General features: G+C 44.1%; 19 protein-coding genes and 1 pseudogene. 8 read left to right on the top strand and 12 right to left on the bottom strand.

Annotation, left to right across the window (positions count from 1 at the left end):
- Positions 1 to 165: 165 nt before the first annotated feature.
- A pseudogene (locus QT973_RS01200) lies at positions 166 to 588 on the top strand (ISAzo13-like element transposase-related protein); the annotation flags it as partial.
- Positions 589 to 663: 75 nt separating this feature from the next.
- On the opposite strand, the gene QT973_RS01205 reads toward QT973_RS01200, so the two are convergent.
- The 5 genes from QT973_RS01205 to QT973_RS01225 all read right to left on the bottom strand — a co-directional run bounded on the left by QT973_RS01205 (position 664) and on the right by QT973_RS01225 (position 4,058).
- Positions 664 to 1,452, bottom strand: a complete 789-nt coding sequence (locus QT973_RS01205; protein ID WP_333053638.1) for a class II glutamine amidotransferase — start codon at positions 1,450 to 1,452, stop codon at positions 664 to 666.
- 291 nt (positions 1,453 to 1,743) lie between these two features.
- Positions 1,744 to 2,640, bottom strand: coding sequence for a thermonuclease family protein (locus QT973_RS01210; RefSeq protein ID WP_333053639.1), 897 nt, complete (start codon positions 2,638 to 2,640; stop codon positions 1,744 to 1,746).
- A gap of 96 nt (positions 2,641 to 2,736) precedes the next feature.
- Positions 2,737 to 3,315, bottom strand: a complete 579-nt coding sequence (locus QT973_RS01215; protein WP_333053640.1) for an ACP phosphodiesterase — start codon at positions 3,313 to 3,315, stop codon at positions 2,737 to 2,739.
- Between the two features lie 3 nt (positions 3,316 to 3,318).
- Positions 3,319 to 3,654 (bottom strand): XisI protein, encoded by a 336-nt coding sequence (locus QT973_RS01220; protein WP_190740648.1) that lies wholly within the window; start codon positions 3,652 to 3,654, stop codon positions 3,319 to 3,321.
- Complete coding sequence (locus QT973_RS01225) at positions 3,642 to 4,058, bottom strand: element excision factor XisH family protein (RefSeq protein WP_333053641.1); 417 nt, start codon at positions 4,056 to 4,058, stop codon at positions 3,642 to 3,644. Before QT973_RS01225 ends, QT973_RS01220 begins: the two co-directional genes overlap by 13 nt.
- Before the next feature lie 91 nt (positions 4,059 to 4,149).
- On the opposite strand from QT973_RS01225, the gene QT973_RS01230 reads away from it, so the two are divergent.
- Positions 4,150 to 4,437 (top strand): hypothetical protein, encoded by a 288-nt coding sequence (locus QT973_RS01230; RefSeq protein WP_333202092.1) that lies wholly within the window; start codon positions 4,150 to 4,152, stop codon positions 4,435 to 4,437.
- Positions 4,438 to 4,540: 103 nt separating this feature from the next.
- Here QT973_RS01230 and acs read toward each other — a convergent pair whose 3' ends face one another.
- The 3 genes from acs to QT973_RS01245 form a co-directional block, all read right to left on the bottom strand.
- Positions 4,541 to 6,511 (bottom strand): acetate--CoA ligase, encoded by a 1,971-nt coding sequence (gene acs, locus QT973_RS01235; protein ID WP_333053648.1) that lies wholly within the window; start codon positions 6,509 to 6,511, stop codon positions 4,541 to 4,543.
- A gap of 121 nt (positions 6,512 to 6,632) precedes the next feature.
- Positions 6,633 to 6,995: a DUF5615 family PIN-like protein gene (locus QT973_RS01240; protein ID WP_333053649.1), complete on the bottom strand. Its 363-nt coding sequence runs from the start codon at positions 6,993 to 6,995 to the stop codon at positions 6,633 to 6,635.
- Positions 6,973 to 7,488, bottom strand: a complete 516-nt coding sequence (locus tag QT973_RS01245) for a DUF433 domain-containing protein (RefSeq protein WP_445243013.1) — start codon at positions 7,486 to 7,488, stop codon at positions 6,973 to 6,975. The genes QT973_RS01240 and QT973_RS01245 overlap by 23 nt, the downstream gene beginning before the upstream one ends.
- A 105-nt stretch (positions 7,489 to 7,593) precedes the next feature.
- Between QT973_RS01245 and QT973_RS01250 the strand changes: the two genes are divergently transcribed.
- Positions 7,594 to 8,274, top strand: coding sequence for a restriction endonuclease subunit R (locus QT973_RS01250; protein ID WP_333053650.1), 681 nt, complete (start codon positions 7,594 to 7,596; stop codon positions 8,272 to 8,274).
- Between the two features lie 229 nt (positions 8,275 to 8,503).
- On the top strand, positions 8,504 to 9,550 hold the full coding sequence (gene galT, locus QT973_RS01255; RefSeq protein ID WP_333053651.1) for a galactose-1-phosphate uridylyltransferase: 1,047 nt from the start codon (positions 8,504 to 8,506) through the stop codon (positions 9,548 to 9,550).
- A gap of 246 nt (positions 9,551 to 9,796) precedes the next feature.
- Here the strand turns inward: galT and QT973_RS01260 are convergent, their stop codons facing one another.
- Entirely contained in the window at positions 9,797 to 10,081 is a 285-nt protein-coding gene (locus tag QT973_RS01260; RefSeq protein WP_333053652.1) for a hypothetical protein, read from the bottom strand.
- 155 nt (positions 10,082 to 10,236) lie between these two features.
- Complete coding sequence (locus QT973_RS01265; protein ID WP_333053653.1) at positions 10,237 to 11,214, bottom strand: acetamidase/formamidase family protein; 978 nt, start codon at positions 11,212 to 11,214, stop codon at positions 10,237 to 10,239.
- Positions 11,215 to 11,536: 322 nt separating this feature from the next.
- Here QT973_RS01265 and QT973_RS01270 point away from each other — a divergent pair, with 322 nt between their 5' ends.
- From QT973_RS01270 to QT973_RS01280, 3 genes are all read left to right on the top strand, one after another.
- The gene (locus QT973_RS01270; RefSeq protein ID WP_333271934.1) at positions 11,537 to 13,360 is read left to right on the top strand and encodes a metallophosphoesterase family protein; all 1,824 of its coding nucleotides are present in this window, start codon (positions 11,537 to 11,539) and stop codon (positions 13,358 to 13,360) included.
- 117 nt (positions 13,361 to 13,477) lie between these two features.
- Positions 13,478 to 14,725 (top strand): DUF262 domain-containing protein, encoded by a 1,248-nt coding sequence (locus QT973_RS01275; protein ID WP_333259249.1) that lies wholly within the window; start codon positions 13,478 to 13,480, stop codon positions 14,723 to 14,725.
- 13 nt (positions 14,726 to 14,738) lie between these two features.
- Positions 14,739 to 15,380, top strand: coding sequence for a HEPN domain-containing protein (locus QT973_RS01280; RefSeq protein WP_333259246.1), 642 nt, complete (start codon positions 14,739 to 14,741; stop codon positions 15,378 to 15,380).
- A gap of 225 nt (positions 15,381 to 15,605) precedes the next feature.
- Here QT973_RS01280 and QT973_RS01285 read toward each other — a convergent pair whose 3' ends face one another.
- Both QT973_RS01285 and QT973_RS01290 read right to left on the bottom strand, forming a co-directional pair.
- Complete coding sequence (locus QT973_RS01285) at positions 15,606 to 16,811, bottom strand: DUF4336 domain-containing protein (protein ID WP_333390360.1); 1,206 nt, start codon at positions 16,809 to 16,811, stop codon at positions 15,606 to 15,608.
- Positions 16,812 to 16,937: 126 nt separating this feature from the next.
- On the bottom strand, positions 16,938 to 17,759 hold the full coding sequence (locus QT973_RS01290; protein WP_333390363.1) for a Uma2 family endonuclease: 822 nt from the start codon (positions 17,757 to 17,759) through the stop codon (positions 16,938 to 16,940).
- A 119-nt stretch (positions 17,760 to 17,878) separates the two neighbouring features.
- Here QT973_RS01290 and leuB point away from each other — a divergent pair, with 119 nt between their 5' ends.
- Positions 17,879 to 18,964: a 3-isopropylmalate dehydrogenase gene (leuB, locus tag QT973_RS01295; protein WP_333053658.1), complete on the top strand. Its 1,086-nt coding sequence runs from the start codon at positions 17,879 to 17,881 to the stop codon at positions 18,962 to 18,964.
- The last annotated feature ends 225 nt before the right edge of the window (positions 18,965 to 19,189 follow it).

The following is a 19,189-nucleotide window of genomic DNA, read 5'->3' on the forward strand; positions in this document are numbered from 1 at the left end:
CTTTTCTTGTTTTCTTGACCCTACATTAGATTCTTCTGAGTCCTTGTGTCAAGCCTAATTGAGATGCTCTTACCCTGAAAAAAATGGTGGAATAATTATGGTAAAGCTACCTACCCTAACGCTAGTTCTATCTTGGCAAAATGTGATGGGTGAGGTAGTAATAATGCTAATCATTATATTTTTAAATCAGATTTGCATAAATTAGTTAATGAAATAGGAATAGAGATCGGAATTGCTCATTATCCTCCTTATATATCTAAATATAATCCGCTCAAACATATAGCCTTTCTCAGAAAGATGAGGTACTCATGGGCATAGGGCATACCTCACTTTTTTAAGAACCGCTATAGACTTTTTCCTCATATTACCAGGGCTTGTCAAGGAGTAATTTTTACAAGTTTAGAATTAGTCAAAGCTCTCGTCGAAAAAACTCACACTAAAACGGGACTATCTGTAGCTGTAAATATCCTTAATAAAGTTTATAAAACTGGTAGGAAGGTAGCTGATAACTTCAAAAATACTATGCAAATTCTTTTTGACGAATATTTGCCCAAATGGAATTATCGAGCCGTACCCCAACCTGAGTAATTCATTAAATTATTTATTTTTCATTCCTTAGCAGGTTGGATGCTCTGTTTAGGCTTTAAATTTGTTTAAATCTCGTTAACTTAACTCCAGCAGCCCAGAAGAGACAGGCAAACCATCCTGAAATACCAGCAATTCTCCTGGCTGAATTTGCGTCCAAACTTCGTTATCAGTCAGCGGAAAAGTGGCAATAACAGCCACGCGATCGCCCTCATTGGTCAATTCCCGAAAATCGACTGTTACATCTTCGTCGATCGAGTGAGCGCTAGCAAAAGGTGCTTGTCGCACAATATAATGCAGATTAGTAGAACAGTGGGTGAACAAGTGTTCTCCATCCGAAAGTAAATAATTAAAAATTCCGTACTCTGCCAAACTTTTAGTAATTTCCTCCAGTACCGGGTAAATTTCCGCTACAGCAGGCTTACTTTGAGGAAAAGTAGAGCGCAGCTTTTCTAATATCAAACAGAATGCTTTTTCGCTGTCAGTTTTGCCAACCGGTTTGTAAACTCCGGCACATTCTGGATAAAAATTTTCGAGATTTCCGTTGTGAGCAAACACCCAATAACGTCCCCATAGTTCCCGAATAAAAGGGTGGCAGTTTTCCAGAGCAATTTCGCCTTGCGTAGCTTTGCGGATGTGAGCAATGACGTTAGTTGAATGAATGGGATAGCGGCGCACTACTTCAGCAACCGGAGAAGCAATCGCAGGTTTAGAGTCTATAAAAAGGCGACATCCCAAACCTTCAAAGAAAGCAATTCCCCAACCGTCTTGATGAACGTCTGTTCTGCCACCTCTTGCAGAAAAACCCTCAAAAGAAAAGCAAATATCTGTTGGAACATTGCAGTTCATTCCCAGTAATTGGCACATAGCTTTTAAATTTCTGGAGTTTGGATAGATGTCGCAGCTATTGGCAGCTACAGATTGGCGATTATACTATTATAGTATGAATTGATTTAGCCTAATAAAAAAACACAATATTTTTTGATTTTAAACCGTCATGCTACTTAAAATTTAAAAAATGCGCGAAGCCAAGCTATCCCGTTCGTTAAGCGGGCCCGTTGCGGTAGGGAATCGCCCAAAATTCAATCGCGTTCCCCGGAGAACAGTCTTCATCGTTCCATTTGTCCTGCAATTTTGTTAATTAAATTTATGTAATATTCACTTTTGTGGGGGAAAGTCTGAAAGTTGTTTGATATCCTTCAAAACTATTTGAGGCTTCCCTTTGTACTGTTCTACCTTCCCACTGACATACACATATCCCCGTCCCAGACCCGCATAACGTTTCTCGATTAGCCGCTTCAAGGGAGCTCTTTCATCAGTTTCAGAATCCGGTATCCACAAATCTAATTTATGATACACCGAACCAGCATAAATTACAGCGCTGCCGCCGATCCTTTTAGTAATTCCCGCCTGCAAATCGCAGAAAATAGTAATAGATTTAGCTTTCTCAGAAGCCGCTAATATTTTCGGGTAGTCCAACCTCAAAGAAAGCGCTCCTGCGGTTGCTTCCGACAACCGAAATTCTTCAACAATCGAGCCTCGCATCGACCACCAAGGCAGTAAATTAGCATAGTTGCGAGAGGGGATTTTGGCATTGATAATCGGATTCCAAATCATCAGATTGTAAGCTTTTGCTGCCGATTCTGCCTCAGTCATTTGTCGGTGATACAATCTGGAGCGCCCGTATTTTACAAAGTAGGGACTCCAGCCTTCTTCAATCAGTTTAAGATTGTAATTTTCTCCGTCTTTATGTACGTAACAGAGGAGACGCCCGTAGTTGTCGCGGTGTTTTTGTAGAGCCACTTCAACCGAATCGTCTGTATCAAATTCTATGTCAATTTTAGCAAGTCCGCCATCTGCTGTCGCAAAGTATTTTTTAGCCATTTCCGTACCTGCTTTCCCCGCCGCAGTTACAGGTTTGGAGCCTCCCGGATGACTTTCTTCTGTATCGACGCAAATCAGCCGCAGAGACTCGGTTTTGCCGTTGAGAGAAATTTTGATGCTGTCGCCATCAACTACTTTAGTTATTTGCAGGTTCGGAATTCTGGTTGCCATATTTTGAACCCTGTTGCACTTGAGATTTCATGCAGGTATCGCTTGGAGTATACACGAGTTCGTTATCACTAGCAACTGTAATTTTTGTTGTTTGTATTAATATTTGTCAACTGTGGCGTATTTTATCAAGTCTGGGAAAAACTCTCGAAAATCTGATTCTAATCGCTGATAGTTAGCTGTCAAATCTTCTATGCCGCTTGCCAAGTTATTTGTCCGCTTGATTCGGGCAGACATTCTTGTAAGAGTGATGCCGATTTCGGCGATGTCCTGATAAGATGAAAGCAAGTCGCGGGCAATTATTGTGGGCAGCACCCGCTGGAGAGATTCAGGCAATATATCGCGGTTGTCTTGCAGGATTTTATAGACATGGCGAGAAAAATCGGGGAGCGGAATTTCTGAATATTCGAGCCAATTTTTAGCTAAGAAGTGGTCGTAAAACACGTCAATCAAAACTCCAGCAAACCTGCGTCTCTCGGCGCAAACAAGGCTTTTACTCGATCGCACTATTGCGTGAGAGTCGGTGTAGCTATCTACTTTGCGGTGCAAATCGATGCCTTTTCTAATTTCATCGGGATAAAGGTTGATTGCCGAACCTTTGACAAAATCTCCTAAGAGGTTGCCAATCAAGGATTCTGGCGTGCCTTTTGATAAGAATAGATGAGCCAAATAATTCATTAACTACACAACTGCATAACCTGTATGAGGTCTGACATCGGCGGGATGAAAACCTAAAACAATGGAATCCTTGGAAATTCCAGCAGCTACAAGTTCTTTTGTCACGCCGTATTCTGTCTCATCTCGCTGTACCCAAATCTTATCATCAATAATATCTATATGAACCAAACAGCCGTGAATTCGTTTGGCTTTATCCCAGCCTAAAGTAACTAGCAGGTAACAATCAGATTTTTCATCAAACACGGCTTTACAAATTATATCGCCATGAGAGTAAGGAATTTTTGTGTAAGGTTCGAGAACTGTTTTAATGGTGGTTCTAAAGTTAGCTAAAGTATCCATTTTACGATCGCCTCTTGATTTGGGTCGAATACAATCAGCTTGAGCTTTTCATCTTCAATCATTAATTGACCGATCGGTTCTTCAAATAGAGATTCATAGGTGATATCGCGAACAGCCAGATAAAGCGTATGTTCTGGATAAGTTCTCTGAAGCACAGATCGATAAATAGTAAATTGTCCGATCGCCTCTCTCAAGTCCTGCATTTCTGAATCGCTGACAAAGCTTTTGACTTCCACAGCAATTTTCTGTTCTCCTCGTTCTGCAGCCAGCACCTGTTTTGCTCCCAGATCCACATACATATCTTTTTTCCCCCATTTCAGATGGAGAGGATCGTGAGTAATTATCCACCCATCATTGAGGAGAGATTTTTTAACTGTATTGTGGTACAGGTCTAAAGCGGGCATAGAACAACACGAGCAATATAAGACTTCACGGTTATATAATAGCAAATTATTATGCAATTATCTTAAACCGCAACTACAAGGAGAAAGAATAATGGCTGTTCTGGAATGTGTAAAACCGGGTGCTAAACTAGGTCAAATTATTCTTGCCGTCGATCTTACTGTTGCCGGTGCTGTCGATCGCATTTTAGCAAAAATTCAAGACTTGGGATATGACCCAGAAATTCGTCATGTCAACTATCCGTCTGGAGTCCACGTCTTAGCAATTCTCAAAGACGAACAGCATTCTGAAGCAGTTGATGATGATTACTTGTTAGAGGATTGGCTACAGGTAAGGTCGCAAATTAACCCAGATGCGGTTCATCTGTGGCGCGGTAAATAAACCAATTAACAATTAAACCGCAGATAAACGCAGATGAGCTGATGGGAATTTCATCAGCGTTCATCCGCGTTCATCTGCCTACATCTGCGGTTACAAAATACCCCTACGCACCACCGCGCAACTTATCCAAAACCGTCCGATCTTCCAAAGTCGAAGTATCCCCAGAAACCTCTTGTCCCGCAGCCAAAGAACGCAGCAAACGCCGCATAATCTTCCCGCTTCGAGTCTTCGGTAAAGCATCAGTAAATCGAATTTCTCCCGGACGGGCGATCGCCCCAATTTCCTTAACAACGTGCTGCTTCAATTCCTTAGCCAATTCATCGCTAGGTTGCTGCGAGTTGTCCAGCGTGACAAAAGCCACAATTTCCTCACCTTTAATCTCATCCGGTTTACCAACAACCGCAGCTTCCGCCACCGCTGGATGCGATACCAAAGCTGACTCGACTTCCATTGTGCCGAGTCGGTGTCCGGCCACATTAATTACATCGTCAACGCGGCCCATTACCCAGAAATAACCGTCTTTGTCCTTGTGCGCGCCGTCCCCTGCAAAGTACACAAATTCGCCATCTTTCGGGTGCAAATATTCCCAATAAGTGCGGCGGAAGCGATCGGCATCGTTGTAAAGTGTCCGCATCATTCCCGGCCAAGGATGTTTCACCACTAAATAACCGCCGCTTTCGTTAGTTACTGGTTCGCCATCTTGGTCAACAACATCAGCCACAATTCCGGGGAACGGTAGGGTTGCAGAACCGGGTTTTGTAGGAATTGCACCGGGCAAAGCGGTAATCATAATTCCGCCGGTTTCTGTTTGCCACCAAGTATCGACGATCGGACAATTCGACTTGCCAATTACTCGTTGATACCACATCCAAGCTTCAGGATTGATCGGTTCGCCGACAGTTCCTAACAATCGTAAAGAGGACAAATTGCGCGCGTTGGGCAAGTGTTCGCCCATTTTCATGAATGTTCTGATCGCAGTAGGTGCAGTGTAGAAAACGGTGACGCCGTATTTTTCAATTACATCCCAAAAACAGCCAGGATTTGAAGGGCGAGGAGCACCTTCATACATTAAAGTTGTCGCACCGTTGGACAGCGGCCCGTAGACAATATAACTGTGTCCAGTAATCCAGCCGACATCAGCAGTACACCAGTAAACATCGGTATCTTGGAGGTCGAATATCCATTTGGTTGTCATGTGGGTATAAAGGTTATAACCACCGGTTGTATGGACGACACCTTTCGGTTTGCCGGTACTGCCACTGGTGTAGAGTACGAACAGCATATCTTCGCTGTCCATCGGTTCGGCGGGACAATTTGCCGATACACCTTTTTGCAAATCGTGCCACCAATGATCGCGCCCGGGTTCCATGTCAATTTTCTGTTTGGTGCGCTGAACTACGAGAACGTTGGTAACGCTGGGTGTGGCATTATTTGCTAATGCTTTGTCTACTTGTGTTTTGAGGCCGACGGCGGTATCTTTGCGGAAGCCACCGTCAGCGGTGATGACGAGTTTTGCTTGGCCGTCGTTGAGTCGATCGCGCAAAGCTTCTGCACTAAAACCGCCAAAAACAACGCTGTGTACTGCACCGATTCTGGCGCAGGCTAGCATGGCGATCGCAGCTTCGGGAATCATGGGCATATAAATGCCGACGCGATCGCCCTTTTGGACTCCCAATTGTTTGATGACGTTCGCCATTTGGCAGACTTCGCGGTGGAGTTGCGCGTAGGTGAGGGTGCGGGAGTCTCCGGGTTCGCCTTCCCAAATCAGGGCGGCTTTATTTTTGCGCCAAGTGGTTAAGTGGCGATCGAGACAATTGTAAGAAATATTAATTTTACCGTTGACAAACCATTTAGCAACAGGCGGCTGCCAGTCGAGCACGGTATCCCAGTTTTGGAACCAGTCTAATTCTTGGGCTGCAAGTTCTGCCCAGAATGCTTGGGGGTCAGCTTTGGCTTTGTCGTAGAGGGCTTGGTACTCTTCTAGGCTTTTGATGTGAGCTTTTTGGGAGAATTCAGCGGGCGGCTGAAATAGCCGTTTTTCATGCAGAATTGATTCGATGGTATCTTGCGACATTGCTTTTAACTTTAACTTCGGTTAGTCTTTTTAACTATTGTTTGCATAAGTTGGGGCAAAAGTATGTTTATTTTCCTTAAGACTTTGGGGAATTTTGTAAATGTTGGATCTGCATGAGAAATTAGAGCACTGGTAAATTGTAAATTCTATCTTCGTACTCATTCTCAAATGATGCTTCATAAATCAAAATCAGTTCGTCAATATTTTGACCAATACTCAGCTTGGAATTCAGGAGAAAGATTCCGGGAAGATGGCGATTTTGCTCTAAATGATCTGTTAAATGAACGGGCATAGAGCGGCGGTTGTTGGTAACAAGAATGAAATTGTGGATTTCGCACCAAATAAGAATTTCTGGATCGAGAGTCCCTTTAGAAGGTGCTGTTAGTTCTCCCACTGCTAGAACAACCAGATCGGGATTGCGTCTGCGAATTTGGCTAGGATAGGCAGGATCGACATTTTCATCAAAGAGATACTGGATTGCCATCAGCTTTTCTCCTTGCATCTCTTTCTGCTCTCAGTTTGCGAAGTTTTTCGGCCACAGGAGGAGGATTGCGGCGCTGTTCTTCTCGCATTTTTTCGCCCCATTCCAACCATTCGGTTATGTATTTACCGACTGCTTCTTTGTTGTGCAGGTAGTACAAAATGGTCGCATAAACTTGTTCGAGGGTGAGCGATGTATAAATGTTAGCTATTTCTTCGGGAGTTCGAGCGCGAAACAGGTATTCATAGAGAATGGTTTCGATGCCGATCCGGGAACCTTTGAGCCGAATATCGTCAGGTCTGAGGAAGTTGAAATAGTCTTCTAGTTGCGTGGTTTGGTGGTTGGCTTCATGAGATTGCTTCTCTTTATTAATGTCTGTTCCTTCTGGAACCAGCACAATTACTTCGGCTCGGCTGTTGCGATATAAATTGAGCGGTTCACCAACGCACAATTGTCCTCGATCGTCGATCGTTGCCATCACTTTAATTGCTTTCATACAATCTACCCGATTTACAGGAGCGATATCTGGTATGATTATATCATAACAAATCCGATGGTAATTCTTTTATAATTGACATAAACAGCCGATCGCACAAAAGCCATGACGCAAAATTTTGAAGCAAGCCAACTATCGCTAAATGACGTTCACCGCCTTCTCAAATTGGAAAGACAAACAGGAGGAGGATTTACTGATTTTTTCTCTCTGGAACCTCTGACGGATTTTGAACAGCAGGAATTATTGCAAATCAGCAATGACTTTTGGCGCTATCTAGAAGTGGGAAAGGTTTCTGAAGAATTGGTTAAGTTTTTGTCACTTTCACCGTTAATGAAATTAACGGGATTTTTTAAAGTTCCTGTGGTGCTGACAATGGAAGATAGCATCCCCATCGAGGTTGAGGATGCGGATACTTTAATTAAAGGCCGCTTGGATGTCTTAGCGGTAAATCAGCCGGATGCAGAGCTCGCGGCGGCACAGTTTTGGATTTTGGTAGTGGAGGCGAAAAATAGTGCGTTAGCGAAGCCCTCGAAGAGGATCGATCCTTGGGCCGGTTTGCCGCAATTGCTGACTTATGCTTATAAAAGTTTGCAGCAGCAATCGTCTGTTTGGGGATTGACCACGAATGGACGTAACTATCAGTTTGTGTATCTGACGCGGGGAAATCCTTGTACTTATCAGATTTTACCGGAATTGAATTTGATTGACCGAGAGCGATCGCTCTTGTTGGCGCAAGTGTTGAAAGCGATTTGCAAGTTGCAGAATGTGCAGTTGCAGTTGGCTTAATCTCTGCAGTTAAAATCTGTGCTTACCCGTACTGCCTAGACAGATATTCTGTACCAATTTAGTCGTAATCGCCCTCTATCGTCGATGCCAAATGTTGTTAATTTCTGTTGGAAAAATGCTGGAAAATTTATAAATCAATATCTGTTAAAGAAATGCAATAGCTAGTGACATAATACCAATTATTTTATAGAATTATCAACGTTTAAACCCTGCAACTGAAGGTAAAAAAATGTCTGAACTTAGACAAAATTTAATTACCAGAGATTGGGTAATCATCGCCACCGAACGGGCGACAAGACCGGATCAATTCGCTAACAAAAAAAAGTCGGCTGCAGTAGTGCCCCCGCACCGTGCCGATTGCCCGTTTTGCGTGGGAAATGAGGAAGACGGAACCTTAGAAACTTGCCGTTTGGGCGATTCCCTACGGGATAGCTTCGCTTCACGCACGGGCTGGAAAGTCCGGGCAATTCACAACAAATATCCCGCCCTCTCCCCGACAGCCAAATGGATGAGGATATCATCGGGAATTCACCGCACGATGGCGGGAATCGGCGTGCACGAAGTAATTGTCGAACATCCGCGACACGATTTGACGACAGCTTTGTTGAGTGTTGAAGAAGTTGAAAACATACTTTTAGTATACCGCCAGCGCTATGTAGAAATTAGAAAAAATCCCCACATTGAAACTATTATTATCTTCAAAAATCACGGGGAAACTGCCGGAACTTCTCTCGAACACCCCCACTCGCAGATAGCAGCGACGCCCGTTGTACCCAGCCAATTTCGCAGCCGCATCGACGAAGCTATTAGATATTTTGATGACACCGGAGAATGTCTGTTTTGCCGAACTTTGGAAGATGAATTAGCGGCGGAGGAAAGAGTGATTTGTGAGAGTGAACATTTTGTGGCTTTTATCCCTTACGCTGCACTTTCACCGTTTCACACTTGGATTTTTCCGCGCCGACATTCCTCTTCATTTGATGACCTTACTGATGGGGAAATTACGGATCTTGCTGATACTTTGAAAACTGTACTGGCTAAGCTTTATTACGGATTAAACAATCCCGATTACAACTATACTATTCGATCGGCACCGATCGCCGAAGGGGGAACAAAATACTTTCACTGGTATATCGCAATTATTCCCAGAGTCACCAAGCAAGCTGGATTTGAGTTGGGCAGCGGGATGTTTATCAATACTGCTTTGCCCGAAGAAAGTGCAGCGTTTTTGCGATCGATCGAAATTCCTAGCGACAGTAATTTCCCCCCCATCTAAAGTATCCTACATCACAATAGGTCAAGTTTACTTAAACTGGGGGTGGAAATGCACCCAGCTATTCTGAGTTGCGAGTCTGCGTTGAGGGAAGAAATTGATATTATTTGAGATTTGAGATTAAAGAATTGGGCATAACGCATGATCTAATGGTTTAGATCACCGGCATAAAGTTGGATTCTTTTTTAAACTGCTATAACTTACGCTCTCAAATTATGAACGTACAAATACTTATGGATTTTACCAAACTCACAATAAACTTTCGACATACTGCCAGCCGTCGTCGCTAAAAGTAGCTCTCAACATATCTCTAATTTTGGCATCGATCGATAATATTCCCTCACCCGATTCAACATTCTCGCCGATTTCGCAACTGTCTTCAGACATATGTTCTTGGATGTGGGCCAGAGTATCAGCGAAATTAGCCAGAAAATAATGTTCGTGCACCCACGCTGTTGGATCTGGTATTGCTGCACTCCCAAAAGCTCGATCGACTAAATCTTTTTTGGCAACATCGTCAGTCTGGTTTTTCATGTTGAGTTCGATTGAGGTAGAACTGGTAACTTATCCATTTTAAGCTTAATTGTCAACAGGAACGCGATCCCGATCGACCACAGCAGTGACAAATTTGTGTAGTTTGTGCGATCGCGATCCTAATTTTTTGGTCGCTCGCGTGTTATCATATTACCTCAAACTCGGTGGTCAATAATGTTCACATCGAGCAGAATACACTTGGGAATCATTCCGTGAACTCCTTTTTGAGGATTGTTAACAGCCTGCGTAATCCGAAAATTTACCGCAAGCGAACACAAAACATAAGCATCTTCCTCTTGGAAACCTGCAAACTTTTGCAGCCAATAAACCGTCTGTTTTACTGCCAGCTCAAACGCTTCATCTAATGTTCTACCGAATCCCATAATCACAATATGAGTGGGCGTTTCCGCAAACGGAAATATCAGAAATAAATCCTTGCGTAAGATGATCTGAATAGTCCCGTTCATCGAAGTTTCAATCGCAGTACCGTCAACTTCACCATCTCCTTGTGCCGAATGTCCGTCGCCAATGGACAGTAAACCGCCGCGCAGAAAAACAGGTAAAAATAACCGCGTTCCTGCTTGGAGTTCCTGATTGTCCATATTGCCGCCGTAGCGCTCTGGAGGAATAGAAGAACGGTTGATTTGTGCATTAGCAACGCCGATAATTCCAAAAAAAGGATGCAGGGGAATCCGAATGCCGCTACCTGTGGGAAATTCAGCAGTTTTTTGCTCTAAATCTAGCGGAATAAACCGCAATTTAGGTTCGGGGAAATACTCAGGTAAAGAACCCCATCCGGCGCGAATTGCATTAAATCCTACGGGCAAACTTGGGTAAACATCCTCAATGTGAATTTCTAAAACGTCTCCCGGTTCGGCATGGTTAACATAAATCGGGCCTGTCAGCAAGTGGGGCCCCGGCCCAACTTTGCGGTTGGGAGGCAAATTCTGACAAATATCTAAAAATTCGGGGGTGAGAAATTCGGGCGGGGCCTTGTCAGCAACATAATATCCTGAATAGGTTTCGATATCGATGCGATCGCCCGAATCGACAGTTAAAGCAGGTTCGATATTCGGAGAAAAACCGCCCAAGTGTACGGTTTTGCAGTTGGCTTTGAGAAGGTGGCGGGTCATGGGATTTTAGATTTTAGATTTTAGATTTTAGATTGAAGTCAGGGTGTTAAGAATGTTATATCGCAAGTCTCAGTCATTTTTGATTTTTTTTTATGAACCGCAGAGGGCGCAGAGGGCACAGAGAAAGAGAATGGAGAACTCAGAAGATTTCCAAAAAGGGTGGAGGTTTCTTTTATCGGAAATATTTTACTAATTTCTTAACTTTTTGATAACGTGGGTAGTTTAAAATTTAAAGTGGGTGGCGCGGGTTTATATATTATTGGGGTGGGGAGTTCTGTTTGGCTGGTGCAACCCGCCCTTACAAACTAATGACTAATGAATTATGTTAACGCCTTTGCCCAATAAAGTAGAATTTTCTCAAGGTTATTCTCGCAATCCCTGGTTTTTTGGTGTTTTGATTTTGATTGTCCTATTGCTAGGTTTCATGATGCAATCTTACCTTAACAAACCTCAGCTTTTAACCGACCCGTTTCTGCAAGTCCCAACAGCAAACTCGGTGCGAGTTGTCTGGTTCACAGAGTTTGCCGGTACTCGCAACACAGTTGATTACGGCGAAAATTTGAATCAAGTCGTGACGGCAAATACTACCAAGCTAAGCCGCACTCGCGAAGACAAAGACTCGCGCATCTCCGATGAAATGAAACAAAGCATTATTGACAGCAATCCAATTGTCCGCGACATCTGGCGCCATGAAGCAGAAGTCCCCAATTTAATGCCCGGTGTTCGCATTCCTTATCGAGTCACTAGCGAAAGGAAAGACGGCGCATCTGTCAGCAGCAAAGTTTTCACTCTTTCTCCGACACCCGCAGCAGGAAGTGCGCTCAAAATTCTCCTCACTTCTGACCATCAATTGATGCCGATGACAGCAGCAAATCTCCAGAAAGTAGCCGAAACCATTGGGAGAGTTGACGCGGTTTTTATGGCAGGGGATTTAATTAATATACCCGATCGCGCTTCTGAATGGTTTGACGATTACCGAGGCCGCGCCTTCTTTCCGTCTCTGCAAGGTCGCGCATTTTCCGAACTCGACAAAAACGGCATCAAAACCGTTTACAGCGGCGGCGAACTGATTCAACACGCGCCTTTATTTCCGGCCATTGGCAATCACGAAATCATGGGTCGCTTTGCAACCAACAGCAAACTCGATGACCAATTTAACGATCCTTTTCCCCGCGCCGCTGCGGAGAAAATATACGCTCAACGTGCTGCCTCTTTGAATCTTAATAATGACTCTTCAGTGCGGGAAATCTGGCTAAAAAACAAGAGTTTTAATAGCGATACCTATGACGAAATTTTCAATTTACCTGGAGGCAAAAATTACTATGCTGTGACTTTTGGGGATGTACGCTTAGTGACTTTGTATGTTACGAATATCTGGCGGACTCCGAATTTAGATCCGCGTGCGAGAGGCAGGTATCGGGAACGGGACGAAGATTTTAATCATCCCGAAAAATGGGGATACGGACAGCATATTTTTGAGCCGATTGTCAAGGGCAGCGCTCAATATAATTGGCTGCAACAAGAGTTAAAAAGCTCGGAATTCCAGCAGGCAAAATATAAAATTGTGATGTTTCACCACCCGCCCCATTCTCTGGGTGACAATATTGTACCTGCTTATACTGACCCTGTGCAAATAGTCGATCGCGCTCTCGATGGCGAGATTAAAATGGTGCGTTACGAGTATCCGAAACAGCAAGATTATCTGATTCGGGATGTAGTGCCGCTACTAGAAACAGCGGGCGTGCAGTTGGTATTTTACGGACATTCGCACTTGTGGAATCGGTTTGTAAGTTCCAGCGGAATGCACTTTTTGGAGAGTTCTAATGTGGGCAACAGTTACGGTGCTTTTGCGGGGGAAAAGCGCCGATTTGTGCCGCCGGCATATCGGGAAGATTACAGCGCTATTGGAGACCCGAACGGATTGGAACCTGTGGTGCCGACTGTTGCGCCTTTGTTGGGAGAAGACGGGCGGCCGCTGCCTTATATTGATAGCAATGATATTACGGCTTTTACTATTTTTGATACGGGGGAGGGTACGGTTAGCAGCTACTATTTTGATACGCGGAAACCGGAGTCGGAAGTGGTGAAGTTTGATGAGTTTAAGTTGAAAAATTCGCCATCTAGCTTAAAAATCCGTAAAAATTAAAAGCGATCGTTTTCATAATCGATAAATTAGTTACTGCTATGATAACTTAAGGCTTCTGACTTCTGCTATACTTAGGTATAATGTATCCAAATTAAAATTACCCAGTAGAGCGCGGTCATGCCTGAACTAAACCTCTTAGAAAAACAAGAAGAAGTAAGCTTCGATGAGGAAGAGGAAGCTCTAGATTATGAGCTTGAATCTAATGGTAATCCCAAATCAGTCTTAGACGAAATTTCCGAAATAATTGTAGCTGGAAATGACTGGACGACAGCCACCATACTCGATCAACTTGTTCGTGACAATATTCAACTTAATCCAAGATTTCAAAGGCGAGATGCTTGGGATATAACTCGTAAAAGCAGGTTTATTGAATCTATTTTTCTAGGATTTCCCATTCCAGATATAGTTTTGGCTTCTCAAGATAAAAAACGCGGAAAATTTGTAGTTCTTGACGGCAAGCAACGCTTGCTTACGATTCTGCAATTTTATGGAAGGAGCGAAACTCCCAACGATAGTTTTGCTTTGAAAAACTTAGAATTTAGACCTGAACTCAATGGTTGTACGCATGAGGATCTAAAAAACGATCTTCTCCATAGTTCTGTACTTGATGCACTGGATAATCAAACTCTTCGTACTACATTGATTCGGAATTGGCATACAGAAAGTTTACTCTACAAAATTTTTCTCCGTCTGAATGTAGAAAATACTCCGCTATCTCCACAAGAACTCAGGCAAGCATTGCATCCAGGTGATTTCATCAATTTTTTAGATGACGAATCAATTAAAAATCAGGCTTTAAGAAAAATACTTAAATCCCAAAATCCCGATCCTCGGATGCGCGATGTCGAATTATTACTGCGATATGTAGGATTCCATCATTTTTTATCCGATTATCGCGGTAATCTTAAAGTGTTCCTGGATATGACTTGCAAAAAGCTCAACAAGGATTGGAAAGAGAAAGAAACTGAGGTCAGATATACAGTTAGCCAATTTGAAAAGGCAGTGCAAACAACCACTACAATATTTGGAGAAGAAAATATATTTCGTGTGTGGTTGAGTAGTTCTAATAGTTACCGAGGCAAGTTTAATCGAGCTATTTTAGATGTAATGGTTTTTTATTTTTCAGATCCAGTTATTAGTGAAGTTGCTGAGAAGAATCCGGCGGGTGTGCAAAAAGCTTTTAAAGAGTTATGTTCATCATCTAATAGCGAATTCAGAGAAGCTGTTGAGAAAAGCACAACTAGCATTCGCGAAACTCATACTCGTCTCTCACTGTGGGGCAAAGCTTTGTTAAAGGTTTTGGATGTAGAGTTTAATGTACCTGAACTCGTAGATAACCATATTATCTTTAACGGTTTGAGGTAAGTTATTAAGAGGTATGCCAAAATCCGTTAGATTTCGTACTCTAACCCAGCAGTTAAATAGGTTAAAAAAACAATTTTTTCCTAAGATTAATCCTCTAGGTTCATATTCCGAGCGGCAGCTAGCCTTAACTCTTGCCTACAGAGTTTTAGTTCATGCCGAAATTGAGGCTTATTTTGAGGACAGAGTTTGGGAAGTAGCCCTTAATGCTAAAAAGAATTGGGATAGTCAGGGTAAGAGTTGCCGTACTTTAATCTGCTTGCTTGGCTTTTCTGGTCAAATGATGGAAGCACCACCAGATACACTGACTCCAACTAAGGGAAGTAAAGCTTTGCCACCGGAAAAAATAAAAGTCAACAAAAAAATAGATTTAGCTATTAATAGTTTTAAGCGAAGTATTGACCAGAATCATGGCATCAAAGAATCTAATCTTCTGGCGTTGCTTTTGCCAATAGGAATAGATACCGATGATTTAGATTCTGTTTGGCTGGCTACCATGAATACGTTAGGGGAAGAAAGAGGTGTGGCGGCACATACTTCAGCTACATCCCCGAAAACTATTAGAAGCATAAATCCTATACATGAACTGCAGAGGGTAGAGCAAATTATTCAAGAACTTTTGAGGGTGGATGAGATGATTAATAATTTAATGAGATAAATGAATAAACCGACACCAATTGTCAAGAGTTTAATCTTTTTGGTAGGCTTCTAGCCGGAACGGGCTCTCCGGCCCGTTCCACAATACTTTATTTTTTTGTGGCACAGGCATCTTGCCTGTGCTCAAACGGGCTCTCCGGCCCGTTCCACAATACTTTATTTTTTTGTGGCACAGGCATCTTGCCTGTGCTCAAACAGCTTATTCAGAATGGTGCAAAATTTCCGATTAAACCTTGTCTTTCGCAGGCGGAACCAAACCTGTTTTATTCAAACCCGCATCAATCTGCCTGAGCAATTTAAAATCATCTTCGGGTAAAGAATTAACAGGCGAGTGTTTTTCCAGAAACGAGAATGCTTGGCGAAATTCACGCGGCCGGGAGTCGATCGCACCATCGAAGTGACAAGGTACAATTCTTTGAAACTCCCAACTCGCCACTTTATCCACCCAATCGAGAGTTTCCCTCGGCGCGCGGTTGAGAATCAAAGTCTGCAGAATCGGCGCGACAAACAACCGCCCTCCTCCCCGCAAAGCCTCAAAAGATCGCTCCCAATGTTTTTTCCACTTGAACGGATATAACCCGAAATAAGCTTTCCTAGAGCGTTCTGGCGCTTTGCCTGCATTGGCAAATACCTCCGACCACGGCGGCACTTCCAGCACGCTGGGGCTAAAATACATGGCAAATAAGGCGATTCTCTGCCACCCTTTGCGCCGATTTTCGTGGGTGTCTGCCACAATGTCCGAGGCGCTGTCTTTGGCGTGAAACAGCAGCGGGTACGAGTCGAGTTGGACGATCGCCGGCGGATTTTCGGGAATCGAAACTATGGAATCTGTTAACATCAGCGTGTGCGATCGTCTGTGAAATAACGCAACTTCTGCAAATTTGCCCAAACCGAGATCCAGCGGGCCGAGAATTGCCCAGTCAAATTGATCAGCTAACGGCGTGTTGCTGCTGTCAAACGGCAGTACAGAAGTGCGTTTGGCGGGCAAACCCAGCCAACTCAGTGGCAAATTCACGGGGAAACTCCACTGCTGCGGGGCGACAAACACCTGCGCTTCGGGAAAACACCTCGCAAAGGGGCCGACAAAAACTTTGTGCTCGATGCCCGAAACCGTTGTCAGCAGGATGTACTTCACCTCGCCGTGCTCTGCTACTAACTCTTTTACCAAGCGGATGCACTCAGGAGTCGGTGCAACGGGGGCGTAGACGAGAAGGCCTTCGGGTTCTAGTTTAATTACTGTCATCCGAATCGGGACGACTACGTAGAAAATGCCTTGTAGTTGGTCAAAAGTCCAGATTGTGTCCTTGACTATTTCCTTGCGGATGGTGCGCCGCTTGCTGTAGGGATAGAGGGGGACAACTGGCCAAAAGGCCCAAGAATAGTCCCGATAATCAATCTGTGCTGATGTTGGTATGCCTTCGCCCTCTGCCACTGGTGCGACTCCTTGCCGATTTTTTTGTACGTGCGTGCGATCGAACTATTTTTATCTTATTTCACTCCTGTTGCGCGGATTCGAGGAGTTGAAACCGGGTTTCACCAGGCCTGGGTGCGAGAACTATTAAACCAACTTTTCAGGATCGATGCCTAGTTCCCGCAACCGCGCCGCTAGTCTTTCCTCTCGCTGTTGAGATTCTATGAGTTGCTGTTGAGATTCTAGAACTTGCTGTTGAGATTCTATCAGTTGCCGTTCCGCCGCCGTTGCTCTTTCACCCGGACTCAAAATCAACCCTCCTTGGGCCGTAAACCACCGCAACCACAACCGATTCATACTCTTATAAGTCCCTTGCCACCAACCTAAACTCAACTGCAACTCAGGAATAAATAACCGCCCATCAATTAATTCTGCAGGTTCATAGTGGCCTCCTACAAGATGAAAAGCTCGCAATTCATCCGTGTAGCGACTGAACACAAAATAGTAAGGAATCCGCAAAATTTGTTCATAAACTTGCCACTTAGTCGGCGGTTCCCCAGCTTGCTGAACAGTCCGCCCTAAATCTTCATCTTCAGTACCCGGCGATAGCAATTCCACCACCACAAACGGATTTACCCGTTCTTGCCAAACTACATAACTCAAACGCATATCGCGCCCTTGATAAAGCCTTGGCACACCCACCGCAGCAAACCAATCCGGGCGTTTATGCCAGCGCGGTTGTGTTGCATCGTAATACAAATTTAGGTAACAGGCTGTAAAGACTTGTTCCGCATCCCATCCCGGCGGCAAAAAGGTGAATTCCAAGAGTTGCGGCTGATCTAAATGAAATGTATCTGGCAAACCGGGCTCCTTTGGGTCTTCGCTGGGTAAATCATACATTGTTGGCAAACTCTGCCGGGGGTCTAAAGGCGGTTCAGCTTGAGCAGGCGGGTAAGTCGGGAATGTCATAATCAATTCTGAGGTTGCTTATCCTGATATGATTATAACCTTGTGAGAATGTCTTGCATTTCCAAAGAATTCCCATTAACTCTCAATCTCAAATCTCAAATCAAAACTCCAAAATCGATATGACTCAAAACTACCGCATCACTCTTTTACCAGGAGACGGCATCGGCCCTGAAATTATCGCTGTAGCGGTAGATGTCCTGAAACTTGTCGGTCAACAATTGGACATCGGCTTTGAATTTCAAGAAGCTTTAATGGGCGGCGCTGCTATTGACGCAACAGGCAATCCGCTACCCGAAGAAACACTGGAAAAATGCCGCAACTGCGATGCAGTATTGTTAGCAGCTATTGGCGGTTACAAGTGGGATAATTTGCCCCGCGAACAGCGCCCGGAAACTGGATTATTAGGACTGCGCGCCGGATTGGGATTGTTTGCAAATTTGCGTCCTGCGACTATTTTACCGCAATTGGTTGATGCTTCTAGTTTGAAACGGGAAGTTGTCGAAGGCGTGGATATTATGGTAATCCGCGAACTCACAGGCGGCATTTATTTCGGCAAACCGAAAGGTATTTTTGAGACGGAAACAGGCGAAAAACGCGGTGTCAATACGATGGCTTACACCGAGTCGGAAATTGATAGAATCGGGCGAGTCGCTTTTGAGACAGCCAGGAAGCGGGGCAAAAGGCTGTGTTCCGTTGATAAAGCGAATGTTTTGGATGTTTCGCAACTGTGGCGCGATCGTATTATTGCCCTTTCTTCAGAATACCCTGATGTCGAACTTTCTCACCTCTACGTTGACAACGCAGCCATGCAGTTAATTCGCTGGCCGAAACAGTTCGATACAATTGTCACCGGCAATTTATTCGGCGACATTCTTTCCGATGCGGCGGCGATGTTAACTGGTAGTATTGGGATGCTGCCTTCTGCTAGTTTGGGAGCAACCGGGCCGGGAGTTTTTGAACCTGTGCACGGTTCCGCACCGGACATCGCGGGACAAGATAAAGCCAATCCCATTGCCCAAGTTTTGAGTGCGGCAATGATGCTACGTTACGCCTTAAATCAACCGGAAGCTGCTAATAAAATTGAGCAAGCAGTTGTCGAAGTTTTGGATCGAGGTTATCGCACTGGCGATATCATGTCCGAAGGCATGAAACTCGTCGGCTGTCGGGCAATGGGCGATGCTTTAATTGAAGTTTTGCAAGGTTGATCGATGGTCTGGTAGGGGCGGGTTTTACGAATAATATTCGACGCACGCATACAACCTCATAAACCCGCCCCCACACAACTAATAACCTATATCAACCTTGACTTTAATCGCAGGTAAAAAATGTACATTGAGGCTTACCGTTGGGTGGGGGCGGGTTTATAAGATTATTAATTTTTGGCGATTATGGTTGGTAAAACCCGCCCCTACTGGAATTGATGTGAATTA

Origin of the sequence: Microcoleus sp. Z1_A1 (assembly GCF_036700305.1) — a bacterium.
Classification (GTDB): Bacteria; Cyanobacteriota; Cyanobacteriia; order Cyanobacteriales; family Microcoleaceae; genus Microcoleus.